General features: G+C 61.5%; 11 protein-coding genes. 8 read left to right on the plus strand and 3 right to left on the minus strand.

Going from position 1 to position 16,415, the window contains the following annotated elements; translation table 11 throughout:
• Positions 1 to 406: 406 nt before the first annotated feature.
• The 3 genes from QM841_RS38205 to QM841_RS38215 are packed head-to-tail and all read right to left on the minus strand — an operon-like array spanning position 407 to position 2,890.
• Entirely contained in the window at positions 407 to 1,270 is an 864-nt protein-coding gene (locus QM841_RS38205) for an NgoMIV family type II restriction endonuclease (protein WP_283336007.1), read from the minus strand.
• Positions 1,267 to 1,557: a DNA cytosine methyltransferase gene (locus QM841_RS38210; RefSeq protein ID WP_283336008.1), complete on the minus strand. Its 291-nt coding sequence runs from the start codon at positions 1,555 to 1,557 to the stop codon at positions 1,267 to 1,269. Before QM841_RS38210 ends, QM841_RS38205 begins: the two co-directional genes overlap by 4 nt.
• Before the next feature lie 46 nt (positions 1,558 to 1,603).
• Entirely contained in the window at positions 1,604 to 2,890 is a 1,287-nt protein-coding gene (locus QM841_RS38215) for a DNA cytosine methyltransferase (protein ID WP_283336009.1), read from the minus strand.
• Positions 2,891 to 3,121: 231 nt separating this feature from the next.
• On the opposite strand from QM841_RS38215, the gene QM841_RS38220 reads away from it, so the two are divergent.
• The 8 genes from QM841_RS38220 (at position 3,122) to QM841_RS43655 (ending at position 16,310) form a co-directional block, all read left to right on the plus strand.
• Positions 3,122 to 3,829, plus strand: coding sequence for an HNH endonuclease (locus tag QM841_RS38220; protein ID WP_283336010.1), 708 nt, complete (start codon positions 3,122 to 3,124; stop codon positions 3,827 to 3,829).
• Between the two features lie 122 nt (positions 3,830 to 3,951).
• A complete protein-coding gene (locus QM841_RS38225; RefSeq protein WP_283336077.1) occupies positions 3,952 to 4,869 on the plus strand; it encodes a NaeI family type II restriction endonuclease in 918 nt (305 codons plus the stop codon).
• 89 nt (positions 4,870 to 4,958) lie between these two features.
• On the plus strand, positions 4,959 to 5,417 hold the full coding sequence (locus QM841_RS38230) for a very short patch repair endonuclease (RefSeq protein ID WP_502943319.1): 459 nt from the start codon (positions 4,959 to 4,961) through the stop codon (positions 5,415 to 5,417).
• Positions 5,418 to 5,910: 493 nt separating this feature from the next.
• Positions 5,911 to 6,090, plus strand: coding sequence for a hypothetical protein (locus QM841_RS38235; RefSeq protein WP_283336012.1), 180 nt, complete (start codon positions 5,911 to 5,913; stop codon positions 6,088 to 6,090).
• Positions 6,091 to 6,839: 749 nt separating this feature from the next.
• Complete coding sequence (locus QM841_RS38240) at positions 6,840 to 8,888, plus strand: hypothetical protein (RefSeq protein WP_283336013.1); 2,049 nt, start codon at positions 6,840 to 6,842, stop codon at positions 8,886 to 8,888.
• Complete coding sequence (locus tag QM841_RS38245; protein ID WP_283336015.1) at positions 8,878 to 9,840, plus strand: hypothetical protein; 963 nt, start codon at positions 8,878 to 8,880, stop codon at positions 9,838 to 9,840. Before QM841_RS38240 ends, QM841_RS38245 begins: the two co-directional genes overlap by 11 nt.
• On the plus strand, positions 9,837 to 15,299 hold the full coding sequence (locus QM841_RS38250; RefSeq protein WP_283336016.1) for a DEAD/DEAH box helicase family protein: 5,463 nt from the start codon (positions 9,837 to 9,839) through the stop codon (positions 15,297 to 15,299). The genes QM841_RS38245 and QM841_RS38250 overlap by 4 nt, the downstream gene beginning before the upstream one ends.
• A gap of 3 nt (positions 15,300 to 15,302) precedes the next feature.
• Positions 15,303 to 16,310, plus strand: coding sequence for a PD-(D/E)XK nuclease family protein (locus QM841_RS43655; protein ID WP_502943320.1), 1,008 nt, complete (start codon positions 15,303 to 15,305; stop codon positions 16,308 to 16,310).
• Positions 16,311 to 16,415 lie beyond the last annotated feature (105 nt).

The following is a 16,415-nucleotide window of genomic DNA, read 5'->3' on the forward strand; positions in this document are numbered from 1 at the left end:
GGCGCCGCTTCTCCCTGCCCCCTTGACAAAATTGGTTCCATATCAGGTCGCCGGCATGTGGAGACGCGCATGCCGCCCGCAAGGCGGCGCTCGCTCATCGGCTGTTGAAAGTGTGCCGCCGCGCCAGCCGTGCAGGCTCTGGGCCCCGGTGCGTCCACAGTGGTGAACGTCCCACCACGTTGCCTGAGGTCGTAGTTGCCACCATCGGCGGCCTGGACTCTCTCGTAGAGGCCTCGGGTACGGGAGGCAGAAAATCGTACGCAGTATCGCGCGTGGCTGCGTGACTGGCGAGGCTCTGTCCGGGCCGGGAGGTGGGTCGGATCTGGGACGAGGACGTCGAACCGGGACATCGACGGATGCGTGCAGCGGGTCCTCGCCGTGCTCACGTCCCGCGGATGGCCCCAGGTTAGACAGCAAGATCGAGGGGAAGATCGCTGATGTCGCGGAGGCGTTTGCCATCAACCAGGATGCTCAGCATGCTGATCGCCTCGTCGTTGCCCGTGTGCTCCACAGCGTCGATCAGTTCCGGTAACGCGAAGTGGTAGACGGTATCGATGTCACCGGTTCCCAGGGCAAGCGAAGCGAGCCGGGACGGGGTCGGCTCGCCGGTCACGACCGCAATGTGGGGTGTTCGGCCTTTGCGGTTACGTATGATGTTCAGCGCCTCTGAACGTGCATTCTGGGCACGGTCGCTGCGTAGAGTCCACTTGCACGAGACGATGGCGTGCACTATTGCCCGGTCTTGGTTCGCCCGCCGGATGACGGCATACGACGCTGAGTCGGCATCGACGATGTTGCCCTGGCTGTTGATCACGTCGTCTGGTTCTGGGTGCCGCAGTACCAGGACGTCCGGACTGATCTCGTAGGAGTTCCCCAGGACCGAAGCCAGGGTGGGGTTCGCCTCAATGGCATTGGCGAGGTTATCGAGGTGGGTGTATGGCTCGTACTTGGCGATCTGGTACCCCGATCGAGACCCACCCACGTTCTCGATTCGCCAGCTCCCCGGCCGGAGTGATTGGAGAGCGGGAAAGGTCTCCTGGAGAAAGGATTCGACGGCCATTTCGAACTGCTTCCCGGCGCGCTGGCCGTTGAGCTTCTCGGGGATGGTCAGGGCCTTGAGGTCGCGTGCGATCCGGAGTGCGATGGCCTTGCTGGTGTTCTGGTTGCCGTCCGCGTTCGAAGCCACCCCGCCCTCAGATAGTGAGAGGGTGTGTTTTGCCACCAAGTTGTCGTGGAATCGCTTGCGGGCCTGAGTGAGTACGCCCGTCATGCCGATACCCGGAGACCTTTCTTGCGGCTGGGCGCCTTCCTGATCTGCTCACCGGCCGCGTTTGCTACCGGCTGTGGGAATGCATTCCCAGCCTGACGGTATGCATTGGCTTTTTCCCAGGTCAGGAAGTCCTGTTCGATCACATTCCAGCCAGGCCGGTTCCTGCGGAGCGTCTCGCAGGCATGCCTGTCGATCTTCAGAACGGCGCGATGCTTGAAACCGCCCCGCGTCAGGCCGAGGGCCTGCCCACCTGCACCTGTGCAGATCTCAACTGATGTCAATGCCACCGTCGTCCGTCCTATTTCGCCCTCACTTCGGGCAAGCGATCTGTTTTCAGCTGACTCGCGACCGGAAAGCGGCGATGTATTCGTGACGCTGGTGATTGTCCTGCCCGGTGAACCCCTTGAAGTCCCCCAGCCGGTAGGACACGCCCGACTTGGTTTGTTTGATGTCGACGGTGAAGTCGCGGGACAGGTTGGCGATCCGCCGTTCGAGGTCATGCTCTTCCACGAGCCCATCGGACAGTTTGAGAAGCTTCGTTGCGGTGACGAATCCGTCAGTTGTTTTGAGGATGCGGTAGACGGCGTCGTGCACGGTCTCCGGGGCGAGCTCGGGGATGTCGCGGCGGGCGGCGGTCTTGTCGAATGCGGCGACGATCGACTGGCCGATGGCCTGCGCCACCGGCGGGGGGAACGCGTTACCGATCTGCCGGTACTTCGCGGTCTTTCCCCCGAAGAATTCCCACTCGCCGTCCTTCCAGCCCTGCAGCCGGGCGACCATCGGCAGGGTCAGCTTCGGCGGCACGTCCGCCGGGTGCGGGGAATCGGCTGCCGGGGGGTCGTTGGCGATGCCCATGCCGCTGGTGCCGAGCTCGAGCCAGGCCCGCTTGGCACGTGTGGGACCGAGGTCGGCGCCGCCGTGTTTCTTGCTGCCGCCGACCAGGGTGGGTGCGATGTCGTTGGCCAGCGCGGCCCAGTCGTCGACATGCCGCCACCCGTCCACGCCCATCAGGTCCTTCAGGGTTGACCCGACGGTGTCCTGGGTGGGGGTTTTCTCGGGCCAGTGGAAGTAGGCGGCGTCTTCCTGCCGCAGTGCGACCAGGACGAACCGCGGGCGCAGCTGCGGGACTCCGTAGTCCGATGCCTGCAACAGCCGCCAGTCGGCGACGTACCCGAATTCGGTCAGCCGGTCGAGGATCCGCTGCCGATAGGCGGCGAACCGCGGGGCGGAGAGCCCTCGGACGTTTTCGAGCATCAGTGCCCGGGGCTGGATCTGCCCGGCCGTCTCCACCGCCCAGGCGAACAGGTCCCGCTCGTCGGAGGCGCCGAGCTGCTTGCCGGCGATCGAGAATGGCGGGCACGGGACACCACCGGCGAGGAGATCGACACCCTCGTGTTCGCTGGGCTTCCATAACGTGGGGTCGGCGACGTCGCCCTCTTCGACGTCCCAATCTGGCCGGTTCAGCTCGAGGGTCGCGCACGCGTTGGTGTCCAGCTCGACCGCCAGCCTGTGCGAAAAGCCAGCCTTTTCCAGGCCCAGAGCCTGGCCCCCAGCACCGGCGCAGATCTCGACGACCTGATAGTCGGACCTCGGCGTGGCGCTCTTCTTCTTCGCTGGCATGGGCCCCATCTTCCCTTACGCGGAGTAGTTCGATGATATCCCCTCGTTCGAACACCCGTTTGATGCTGTCTTTGTCGGCGTGTCACGCCGCAGTGCGAGGCCGAACGACGCCGGATATTCGCCGGACGTTGCCGGACTTTCACCGGCGCTTTTGCTCGGATGAGCAGGTAGTTGTTGTTCGGGGCCACCCGGACCGGCGCCCACTCGACACCTCGCGAAAGGAGAGTGCCCGTGACGAACGGAGAAGTGCGCCGCTCCTCGCGGGTCCTGGTCGCCGAGTTCATCGCCGGAATCGGCGAGGGAAACAAGTTCACCAAGCTCGACCTGAACAGGGCGATCCCCTTCTACGCGCAGAACGACCGGCGGATGCGTGACCTGCGCGAATGCGGATGGGTCATCGACAACTACAAGGTCAACCCGTCGCTGGCGCCGGACGAATACTTCGTCCGGGAGATCGGGGTCCGGATCGACCTCGGCGAACGCCCGCCCAAGCCCGCCCGCAAGACCGTCGGCGGAGCCAAACGCCGCCGGATCCTCGAACGCGACGGGCATGTCTGTGCCATCTGCGGCGTGCCCGCCGGTGAACCGTTCCCCGACGCCCCCAGTCGGCGGGCGGTGCTCACCATCGGGCACCTCATTCCCGTGGCCCGCGGCGGCACCGACGACGAGAACAACCTCCGCGCGGAATGCCAGCGCTGCGGTGACGAGTCCCGGGACAACACCCTCGACCCGCCCACCACCGACTTCGTCCTGACCCGGGCGAGGAACATCCGCAGCCGCAAGGAGAAGAAGCGGCTGTTCGCCTGGATGGTCGCCCGCCGCAAGGACCCCGACGACACCGAGCTGGTCTTCCTGGACTGGTGCCGCCTGCCCCACTCCGAACAACTCCGGGTGATGCAGGAATTCGGCAAGCAGGTCCTCGCCGACGACGACGGCTAACCGCACCACCCCTCTTCACCACCCCTTACAACCGCGAGGCGCAACACGCACCCCGCGCGATCACCCCTGCGCCAAAACCGGCGCGAATCAGTTTCCGGAAAGGAACCCGACCTGTGACCACAATGGACGCCTTCGCCGCCCCAGACCCCGAAATGGACGCTGTCGCAGACGGACTCCTGCGCAACGACCCGGACGGAGCCCGCTGGGCCGCCGTGGTCCGGCACACCTACGACATGATCTACAACGGTGCCGAAACAGGGCGCTACCGCTGGGACCAGCTGATGAAAACCGAGAAGACCCACTTCGGGACGCTGTTCGAGATCAACGCCCAGCGCGAATTCGAGTTCGAGGGCGGTGACCAGACCGACTACCGCATCGCCGGTCACCAGGTCGATGCCAAGTGGAGCCAGAAGGAAGGCTCCTGGATGCTTCCCCCCGAGGTGTTCGGCCGCCTCGCTCTGGTCGCCACCGGCAACGACGAACGCGCGATCTGGTCCCTTGGCCTGGTCCGCGTCCGGCAGGAATACCGCTTGGAGGGGGCGAACCGGGATAAGAAGACCACCCTCAACGCCCTCGGCAGGTCCTCGGTGCGCTGGCTGTGGAAGGACGCCGCGATGCCCGCGAATATTCTCCTGCAGCTCCCCCGGCCCGCCGTGGACGACCTCTTCACCCGCAAGCACGGCACGCAGCGGACCAACCAGCTCTTCCGCCTCGCCGAAGGGCAACTGGTGCACCGCAGCGCCGTCCGGACCGTCGCGATGCAACTCGACGACCAGAAACGCGTCAGGGCCAACGGCGGCGCCCGGTCCGCCCTCGCCCCTGAGGGGTACATCATTATCAGCGGAACGTGGGAGAAGCAGAAGCAGATCGCCGCAGACCTCGGGGTCCCCGTACCCAGCAGGAAGGAATACATCTCCGTACGGATCGTGCCCGCCGAATCCAGCACCGGCGTCGAAATCAAGGGGGAACACTGGCGGCGAGCCGCCCCAGGTGAGGACTCGACCACACCCGCACCCCTGTTCGGCAAGGCCGAGGAATAGACAAGCCTGCGGTCAGCTGAGACGTCTCTGTCGACGCGGACGTCTGAGTCCCAGCACAGACTGGACAACAATCGCGCTAGCCTGCGGACATGGCATCCGAGACGCGAGCGCCGAGGACCGGACCGGGTCCACCTAGCTACGACGTCGTGGCGACATCGGCGGGCCGGTCACGCAACATGCAGGCCATCCGGCGCGCCGACACCAAGCCGGAGATCCGGTTGCGATCGGCCCTGCACGCGCTCGGGTTCAGATACCGCAAGGACTTCCCGATCCGCATCGACGGCAAGCTGATCCGTCCGGACATCGTGTTCACACGCCGGAAGGTCGTCGTATTCGTCGACGGATGCTTCTGGCATTCATGCCCCGAACACGGACGCAATCCCGCGGTCAACGAACGCTACTGGTCCCCCAAGCTGCGACGCAACGCCGAGCGAGACAGGGAACAGACCCGCCTCCTGGAATCGGCAGGCTGGCGCGTCCTGCGAATCTGGGAACACGTGCCCCTCGACGACGCGCTCGCCACGGTCACGGCTTCACTCACTGCCTGATCAGGTAACTGAGTGCCTGCTCACCGCCAGGCGCGAGCAGCCTCAGCAACCCTCCCGGTCGAGCGTCCATTCGTCGCATCACGACCGGAGAATGCGTCGCGAACAGGAGCACGAAGGACACAGCGGGTGCCGCCCATAGTTCACCGCTGAGGCGCAGAAGCCAGGCGGTGGATACGACACGGACGCCCCGGTGTGCTCATGTGACTACCGTGGCAGGCGAGGTCTCTGGCTGATTGGTGACAGTGTCCGGATCTGCGGCAGCTCGCCGGTCGATGGCCTGCCCGGTGCTGCGGCGAATCGCGAGGTCGGCCAGTGACGGACAACGGTTCTCTGATCTCCGTCTCGATTCCGCCGAAATGAATTGGGATCAAACAGCGCTTGACGCAGAGATCAGCGGATGGCCACGCCTGGCCCGGAGGATCCTGGTATTCCCACCACGGGTGTATAGACACCATGCTACGGTGTCTATACACCCCACGGAAGGAACACGAAAATGCGCACACTCAACGACTGGATCCCCGCCCTCGCCGCCAAACACGGCACCCCCGACGTCGTCATGCACATGACCGCTCAGCGCCAGGCCGGGAACCTCGGCATCACCTGGGCAAAAGACATGCCCTCGACCGACGTTCAGGCCGTCATCGATGCCGTCGATGCCCTGTACGCCCGATGAGCAAGGGCACACCACAGAAGGCGATTCGCGTCGACCCTGAGCTGTGGGAGACGGCGAAGCAGATCGCCTATCGACGGGACGAGACAATTTCCGATGTGATCCGGCGATCACTGCAGGAGTACGTACGAGATCACAGCTAGAGCGAGGGCACCATGCGGCCTCGCCTTCGTTGTCCGACGGCCGATTCCAATGGCCTCGGGCGTGTCGTCTACGTCGTACATGCCGACACCCAGCGTGGCTTGAAGCATGGCACCGGCCGTGCTCGACTTCCTTTTCAGCCTGTGGCGTTCCGGGCAACATGGGCTGGGCCAAACGCTCTGGGCCAGAGGCTTTGGTCCCGGTTTCTGTTCGTGTCATTTGAACGACGTATTGCTCGCAAGGCCTGGGACACGGATGCTTGCAAGATCCGGACCATCAGGCTACTTGGTTCCTGGCGGATATCTGTCCGGCCTGATTCGTATGGTGGAGATCAGTTGTCCTAGGTCGGCACGCCAGCACTCGCAAGTACTCCCAGATCAGGTCGCGAAGACTCAGCCAACCGGGGATACCGTGCATCGCCCGCGCACACGGTGCCGCCGAGCATCGAGTTGACCTTTAGCTGCTCCACCTGCGCAACCACTTGGGACCGGTTCTCCAGAGTGCGTGTAACGCGACGAGTCCGCCGCACGGTTTAAACGGCAACACTGCGTGAACTGGGTTACGAGACCGTCAGGTCAACTCGACCAGCCCCCGTGGTTGAGGTAAGGGGGATGCACTACATGGAGGATCGTTGGACTTACGACGAGTGGCAAGAGCACCTCGCGGATGCGTATCTCTCCCCGGCCAAATGTAGGGGACCGATAACCCTCTTTGCCGATGACGGCGAACTCCGTCGCCGGTTCGACGCGGCGCAATCCGACCCAGTGCGCTCACTCTCGCGTGCAGTCGTGTCGGCGTTCAATTTCCGGAAACCGGACGAACTCTTTGAATCGATCCGATTGAAGACCATGAGCTGGCGAAAGGGCGCTCGAATCACCCCACCGCCGACTTTGCCCTTGCTCGCCTTGAGTGTGCTGGCTGCAACTCGGATGAAGTGGGACGCTAAGTTCTCGCCGAACGCCTACTATCCCCGATTCGTTGAGCTCGTTGAACAAGGCGGCCAAAGCGTTGATGCGGGCCAGCTCAAAAGCAGTTTCGACGACGTTCCGGCGATGTGGGAAGGACTGGTTAACTGGGTCGACGAGCAGCCGGGCGACTTCGGTCCTTTGACCGCGAGAAACCACAATCAGTTCACTCAGATCGGCTACTCACTGTCGCAAGCAGTGATTCGTGGTTCCGATCGCGCTCGGATGACGTCATTCTTCGAGGCGATCGAGCTGGATTCCGACGCAGTACCCAGCGCAGTGCAGTTGCTACGCGCACTGCGCTTATGGTGCACGCGTGATCGCGGCTTCACACGCGGCTTCTCCAAAGTCCTCGACAGTCAATTGGCCGAGGACTTGATCGTCCCATCACTGATGGGTATGGCCACGACATGGGACGGTAACGTCCTCGCCACCGGTGGCCGGCGTTGGATGCCGTTTCTTCTCACCGTCGACTTGGATGCGTGGGAATGCACGTGGGAGCTGGGTACGCGGAAGGAGCTGCAGTCCGACACGTTGACTTTCTCGGATGGCACTGTTGTGGATATTGCCTGGCCGGATTATGGCGACTTATACACATTGTCTGCACCCCTGCCGACTGTGGCCGGATCGATACGGGAACGGTTTACTGCTGAGGGAAACAATGCGTTCGCCCTTCACAAACCGAAAGAGATCTACGTTCTAGCGAACGATCCGCGTGCTGGAAAATGGGTAGAAGTGCAAGGTATCGAGCCATATGCCGAGCACGTCCTCGTCGTGGCAGCGTCACGTAAAGCCGAGGTCGAGACGATTCTCCGGGCCGGGGCTGAGCGGGGTTGGGCTCCGGTCCTACAGCGGCACGAAAATGCGCTGATCCCTCGATTGCTGATTTATCGCAACGTGGTTTTCTCCGACCAAGAGGCATTCGAATCGGTGATCGGCGCCCTCGACCCGTCACTGACGAACCAACTACGTCCCGATCATCCGCCGGTGCCCCGGCTCGTGAACGGTCTCAGGCTTCCGGTCCCCCTCGCACGGAACAACCACTACATCGCCGGCGGGGAACCTGACCTCCTGCTGCCGGTCGGGACCGAGCCCCGCCATGTGGACGCGTCATTGGACGGAGTTGTGCAAGCTGAACGACTCCGGACAAGCGACTTTCCCATAAAGCTCCGTGCCAAGGTCCCGCTAACACCCGGTCGGTATGAACTTGTTGTGGACGGTCACAGGTTGGTGTTTCACATTTGCGCTGGTACTCCGGAAATCGGCGAAGTTCTGGCGAATCGCGAGCTCGCCGATCTCGAGCCGTGGACTGACAGTGTGACTGCTGACGCACCATCCAGTCCCACGCTGGTCGCACCGGGTGGTCGGACCGAAGTATGGACAATCGATTTCACAGGTCACGCTGAGCGTGTCGAGGACCCCGACACACCTGAATGGCTGGCCGAGTCCGGACTCGCGCCACCGTATCGGTACGAGCCCCGCCTCTCTGCCCGCGACGTGTGGATCGTCCGGGTGCTTGGTCAACACGTTCGCAGTATCGATCGTGTTGCTCTACATACACCGAACTTTCGTGACTTAAATCGAGAATCAAAGGCATTGTGGGCGCTCATTGAGCGATCAGGTTTGGGTGAATCGGACTTCTTCCTCGCCCTGTATCTGAAGGCATGGACGAAATGGGGTTCGCATGGACGCTGATGTGATGCTGTGCTGGATGAGCGAGCTGGCGGGTGGGCGTTTGCGCGCACTGCGTGATCGGATTTGCTGGTTCATGGACGAAGAATCAGTACACCAGGCACGGTCTATCGCTGGACGGTGGATCAGGGATGCGGTCACGCTGGGGCGCATCAACGTCGACTGGCGAAGTGACACCTGGGTCATTGCTGAACCGGTGCTGACCACAATCCCCGGAGGGTATGGGTACGCGCTGCTGACCGGCGGCCGTCCGCACTCATTGGTCGAGAAGCTAGCCCGGGCGGACGACGAGTACGACCCAGTACTCAGTCGCGCCCCTGGGATTGCAAACCAAGACGATCTGCCTGCTCCGACCGCCGTTTTCATCGGATACAGCTCGGCCGATGATCTTCAGGCGGCAGCAAAGACACTCGGTGTCCGATTTATTCCGGGCTCATACCGGCAGCTAGCGGATAACCTGCAGATGATAGGCGTGGGGGAACGTGCGGCATGCCCATCGCGGCAGGGTGCTCCTATCGGGTTGTGGTCCAGAGTGGACAAGCGGTTTACAGCCCTCGAAAGCTCGGGTGCGTGGATCGACGGGTTGTACCGTCAGGAAATCAACGGCACTCAGCATTACTCCGTTCATAGAAATGGGGAATGGTACCGGACAGAACGGGCTGAGGGCGTGTATTTGGCGGCGAGGCCCTCCGACGATCTGGTTCGCTGGCGTCCGGAATCCGGTCGCGGCTTGAGCGCACTAGGGAGTTTCATGGTCGACAATGGGGCTTCGCTACCGGACGCGCAGCGGCGAATCCTGGGTTTGTGCTCGGGATTTGGTCCGCGAATTTCGCGGCAAACGCAAAGTACGACATACGTCAATGTTCCGAGAGATATCGCGGAGACCGTCGCCGCGTCACTGCGGCAGCAGCTGACCATATTGCCCGCACGGGACCCGAAAAAGGGGAAGAAGTGACTCAGGATCACGCAAATGAGCTTGGCGCAATCGAAACCTTCGAATCGCTTCGGGAGGCGTTCTTTCGATACTATGATTCGCCATTCGGCCTTCAGGATGAGCGAATGCAGAAGGAACGGAAGAATCTGCTCGATCAGCCAGGGGGGGTGTATCAGAGACCGCTGATCGAGGTTCGCCCGCAGTACATGTCCAGCGGGCGAAGTCTTTCGGATTCTGTTCGCGCAGCTGGGCTGCGCGATGAATGCGCTGAATTTCTCGGCGCCGGTCTTGTCCCGAGTGATCTTCAGCTATACACGCACCAGGAACAGTCTCTCATTGACGGCTCGACGCCAGGACGCAATGTCGTGATAACCGCCGGAACCGGTTCGGGCAAGACGGAGTCCTTCCTGCTTCCAGTCTTGGCGGGCCTCGTAGAGGAATCCCGGTCTTGGCAGGGCGCCGGCGTAGCTACTCCGAACCGTTGGTGGGCGACCGCCGGGCGCAACTTTATTCCTCAACGCAAGGGTGAGACCGGACGAAAAGCAGCCGTTCGCACGATGATCTTGTATCCGATGAATGCGCTAGTCGATGATCAGCTCATCCGTCTGCGCAAAGCGCTCGACAGCGACAACGTCCGCGCGTGGCTCGACCGGAACCGAAACGGGCATCGCTTCTATTTTGGCCGGTACACCGGCGCAACACCGGTTACCGGTGCGCCGACAGATAAGCTAGCGCTCGGCAATCTGGCACGCTATCTCCTCGAAACCGAGAAGCTTGCGGCGCAGGCGGAGAAGGCCGAAGATGACGACCAACGGTACTTCGTGCCCCGTCTGGGAGGCGCGGAGATGGTCTCGCGGTGGGACATGAGCGCCGCCGCGCCTGACATCTTGATCACGAACTATTCGATGCTCAACGTGATGCTCCTGCGAGACCGTGACGCGCATTTCTTCGAGTCAACAAGGGACTGGCTATTCTCGGACGAGTCCCATCGGTTTACGCTCGTGGTCGACGAATTGCATTCGTACCGAGGCACAGCCGGCACTGAAGTGGCGCTGCTGATACGGAATCTAAAGCATAGATTGGGCATCACCGATCACCCCGAGAAGTTGAGGGTACTGGCTGCATCTGCCTCACTCGAGGCGCACCGTGACCGAGGGTATCTCGAGGAATTCTTTGGAGTCGATGCCGATAGCTTTCAGTTCCTCGAAGGTGAACTTCAACGCCCGGCAAATCAGACACTTGATCCTACGGTCGATCCAGCGGCGGCACTCGAGAACGCCTTCCGTGCCGACAGCACCGGAAAGCTCAGTAACCGCACGGAAGCGAAATCCGAAGAACAACTTGCCGACATTCTGTATCCGGGCCTGTCTCATGCCGAGGGCGTCCAGGAGACTCAAAGACTCCTCAAGAGGGTGTCCGTCGAGTCCGGCAGTGGGTGGCCGCGCCTTCGGAGCCATATGTTCTTCCGGAATGTCCCGGGGATTTGGGCATGCACGGACCGGCACTGCGACGAAATTCCAGGTGGTACGTACGGCGACCGTACCGTTGGCCGTCTCTTTGCAGAACCTCGGTCACGCTGTGACTGTGGTTCTCGCGTTCTCGAGCTTCTCTACTGCCAGAACTGCGGTGACGTCTTCCTCGGCGGGTTCACCACTCAGGGGGAGACGCAGAAGTCGCAGCTCAAAGCTCTTCTTCTGGCGGACATCCCCGAACTCGGCAAAATCCCCGACCAAGTATCCCAAGAACGGACTGCCAACAACTACCTCGTGTACTGGCCGCGGACCACGAACCCCGAACTGGACGAGGCAGGGTATGAGTGGACGACGGATAGCGTTGATTTTGGCTTCTACCGTAGTGCATTGAACCCAGCAAACGGTGAACTCAAAGCGGTTTCCAACGGCCATACAGGTTGGAGTTTCCGCGTACGGTCGAAGGTCGACAAGAGGGGGGCCAACGCGGGCAAGCCGAAGATCGAGCCCGCTCGACTCTCCGGCATCCCGACGAAGTGCCCAAACTGCAGCGACGACTGGGAAATCAAGCGCACAAAGACTGGCGCTGTGCAGCTCACCGATCCACTCCGCTTGCGTTCTCCGATCCGGACGATGCGTACCGGTTTCGAGAAGATCAACCAGGTCCTCATTACGGATCTGGCCGATCAGCTGCCGGGTAACGACAAGAAGCTGATCGTGTTTACGGATAGCCGACAGGATGCGGCGAAACTGTCGTCTGGTATCGGCCTGCGTCATTACCAGGACCTCGTACGTATCCTGCTTCACGACTCGCTTGCCGAGTCTGGCGATTCCAGTGAACTACTCGTCCTGGCGCAGCGGTGGGTTTGTAATGGGGACCGCAGCGATGACGCTAAAGCCGCCATTAAGGTGCTTCGCGAGCGTGACGGTGACACGTTCTCGCGGCTTCGCGATATATGGGAGGAATCGGAAGAGGCTTCGGCGGAAGAACTCGCCGCTCTCGAAGGAAGATTCAGCGGCCCCGCATCGCTCGTCTCGCTTCGCCAGGAAGTGCGCGACAAGCTGCTTGTAATGGGTGTTAATCCCGGTGGACCCAAGTCATCGTTGTCCGCGACGTCGGTCGTCAGGGCTGCAGGAAAGAATGCGGCCGAACGAAAGCCATCGGGCTGGCCCGCACTGTACAACTGGCCACAAACGGGGATTCCAAAGGCTCGTGGCGGGCTTGAGTCCTCGGAGGAGAGCTTGCTTGGCAGCATCGAGCTTGGGCTACGGGACGAATTCCTCGGTGGCCTGGTTTCCAGTGCGGGACGGGATTTTGAGTCGCTCGGCCTTGGATGGATTGCTCTCCAAGGAGATTCTGCCGACGACGAGGTTGGGTCCACGACCGACATCGCAATGGCGCGCTCGAGCCTACGTGTGCTCGGCGATATGCGGCGATTCTTCGAGATGCGGAATCCGGCCGACAATCCTCCCCGAAAGCTACGGGACTTCTGGCTGAAACTTGCACAGACGCACTCCCTGGAACCCGACGATGTCCAGGAGCGCGTGGTGCGGCAATGGGGCGATGGTGTCCGCGAGTACCTCATCGACGACACCAAGGCGGTGTTACGCAAGCCGGGTCCCGAATGGTGGGTTTGCGAGACCTGCCACCGCCCTCACCTACATCGCGGTGCGGGTATCTGCACGCGGTGCGCACGCAAGCTCCCGGTCGACGACGAACCAGTGCGGACAACAGAAGATTATTACGGATGGAAAGCTTCCAAGTCGATCGGACGCTTCCGCCTCAACGCTGCTGAGCTGACAGGGCAGACTGACCGAGTTGATGCGCAATCCCGTCAGGCTCGCTTCCAGGGAGTATTCCTCGACGGTAATGAGAATCCACTCGCCGATGGTGTCGACCTTCTGTCAGTTACAACCACCATGGAGGCGGGTGTCGACATCGGCACACTCGAGGCAGTGGTGCTTGGAAATATGCCACCAAGTCGCTTCAATTATCAGCAGCGTGTCGGCCGAGCCGGGCGACGGAACTCGCCAGTTGCTATGGCTCTCACAGTATGCCGTGGCCGGAGCCACGACGAGTACTACTTCGAACGACCCGAGCGCATCACGAATGATCCCACCCCGGAGCCATACCTGGCGCTCGATCAGGAGTCGATCTACTTCCGCATGTTGACAGCGGAGACGCTGCGAATGGCGTTTGGCCAGATCGCGAATCATCTGAACGACCTGCCGAGCTACTCGGGCGTGGGAACCAATACTCACGGTCAGTTCGGGCGTGCCGACGAATGGCCCGTCGTGCGCCAATACATCGCGAGGTGGCTTTCGGAAAACGGTTCGACGATCGAGAAGGTTGCGAAGGCACTCGCCGATCGATCCCGGCTCGGGGCAGGAAGTGGCGAATACGTACGGCGTATCCAGAACAAACTTGTAGGAGATATCGATCGATCTGCCGGAAAGGCAGGCGCCGAGGACCTTAGTCAGCGACTCGCTGAACAGGGGCTGATGCCAATGTTCGGATTCCCGACGAAGGTGCGCAACCTCTATCTGAGGAAGCCGGGCAGGTCCTATCCGTGGCCGCCGACCGACGTGATCGACCGGGATTCAGCCATGGCGGTGTCCCAGTTTGCGCCAACCAGTGAATTGGTTCGCGACGGTTCGGTGTATCCGGTCTCGGGCATCGTCGCCTATCGACCAGCTGGCCCGAAGGTGCTTCCCGAGCGTGAACCGCTAGGGATGCTTCGACAGATCGATGTGTGCCGAAGTTGTTCGTACCTCGATGAGCGTCCCGCGGATTCGGATCAGCAGTCCGGTCCATGCCCGCGTTGCGGGGCCGAGCCGGGAAGATTCGATACGGTCCCGATGTACGAGCCTCTTGGCTACAGCGCGGGGTTCAAACGAGACTTTGATGGCAACTTTGCCTGGAGTTCGCGTTCAACGGCAGCCAGAGCGATGACTGATTTCGAGAAGCTGGTCAAGGTTACTGAAGGCGCAGCCGTCGCGTATTCAGGTGCGGGCTATAGGTACGTCATCAATGATCGCGGCGGCAAGCTTTTCGACTTCAAAAAGGTGAAACCGGGGTCATATTGGGACGGCGGGTACGTATCCGTCGACGCGATAGAGCGGGGCCAGGCCGACAAAACCGCGGTCACCGGTGAGGCAACTCGTATCGCATTGGGCTCGGTCCAACCCACCGACCTGTTGTTTGTGGGTTCCTCCATCGCTGTCGACAGAGAAGCCGGAATCCGGCTGAATCTCGACGGGAACGGTTCACAGCCCCACAACGTGCCGGATCGCTCGGAGGGACGCAGGGCAGCGTGGTATTCACTTGCGTTCCTTCTCCGCACCGTAGCTGCGTCATATCTCGATATACAGCCTGCTGAGCTAACCGCAGGAATCTATTCCGGTGTCGAAAGGGACGAGCCATCATTATTCGCGTTCATCGCAGACACTTTGGAAAATGGCGCTGGGTTCAGCAGTCATCTGGGATCTCCCGATGTGCTTCCCCGATTCTTGGACCGAGTAAGGCAGTACCTGGACGAGTTGGCGTCGGACGAGCACGCGGCGACGTGTACCTCGTCGTGCTACAGGTGCCTTCGTGACTACGGGAATATGGCCTACCACGCATTGCTCGACTGGTCACTCGCGGGCGACTTGTTCACCCTTCTCGAAGGCAAGCCCCTGCCCGACAGGCTTCGATACGAGGAAAAGGTCCTCAGCAAGTGGTCGGAGGCGTATGGCGCTAAGCCAATCGACGGACTTGGCACAGCGGTAGCAGCGGCCGTGCTCGATAGCAACATCTACGGGCGGTTGGGTATCATCGTCCGTCACCCTTTTGAGGCCGCAGAGGTCGGCAGGGACGCACCGATGTCTCAGCGTATGGCCGATGCGTTCGCCGAAGTGGAATTCAAGCTGGGGGACGGAAGCCCTGTGATCGCCGTCGACAGTTTCGTGCTAGACCGAGACCCCGCCGCGGTCTTAGAGCTTGCAGGACGCGCAGTGAATCCCGAATAACCAATGTCCGAGAGGGACAGGTGGTTGACGCCCACGTCAGCGGCAGCATTAATCGCATGCCCGGCACGCACACTGACGTGGGCGCCGCCGCCGTCACACGAGTGCCATGTCGACGACACAGCCACCGATGTTGGCTCGATTGCTCATCGCTCGGTCCAGGAATGGATCGAGTCGGGAGAATGGCACAACGATCCTGAGGGTACTCAGCTTCGCTCCCGGTTCGCAGATGCGGCTCGGGCGGCAGGGGCAGATGTCGGTCGCGTACGCCTCATTGGCAGCCGATTGCGGCTTCGAGCACGAGGTATTGTCGACGCGCTGCAGGAGTTTGGGCCGGAGTCAGAACCTTTATGCGAAATTGTTCTTCGTGACGACAAGCTAAAACTCTGGGGGCGCCCCGATGTCGTGATGAGGGGCGCAGCCACACCCCGCGTGATGGACCTGAAATCAGGTCGGAAGGTTTGGGTCAATGGCGGACCGACACCGAGCATTAGGCGGCAACTGCTGCTGTATGCGCACCTCATCGAGCATTCGCTCGGAGTACTCCCGGTTCGGGCTGACCTGTTCAGCCTCGAACAGGGACTCCTGACGTTCGACGTTCAGGCGGCAGCGGTTTCGGAAACAGTAGCTGAGGTAGTAAGAACTCGCGAGATGTGGGAGAACGGAATGCGCACGGCTGCGCCGACGTCGCGGAACTGCAAGTATTGCCGGGACCGGCCGAGGTGCGACGCAAGCTGGATCGCATTACGAGACTGGGATACTCCCGAGGCTGTGGAGGGTGTCATCCACAGTATCGAGTGTGCCGAAAACGGAAAGGTTGCCCTTCTACTGGGCACCGAAATCGGGCAGTGTTGGGTGAGCGAAATTTCTACCCGAACCTGGTCCTGGCACGATGCCAGGGTGGGGCTGGCGATTCGAGTGCTCAACATCCGGCCAGGTAAAGCGTGGAGGGACCTTGAAGACCAAAGGAACTTCGTTGCCACCGAAGAAACCATTATATATCCTTTGCGGTAGCCGCGCTGCATTCTCCGGTAGGGCGGTTGCGCTATCGGCAGAATCCGAGTGACTAGCTGGACTTCGACATACTCGACCGTCAGTAGTCGTGGCGGACGTGATCGT

The sequence above is a fragment of the Rhodococcus sp. IEGM 1307 genome (assembly GCF_030056915.1).
Taxonomy (GTDB): Bacteria; Actinomycetota; Actinomycetes; order Mycobacteriales; family Mycobacteriaceae; genus Rhodococcus_F; species Rhodococcus_F opacus_D.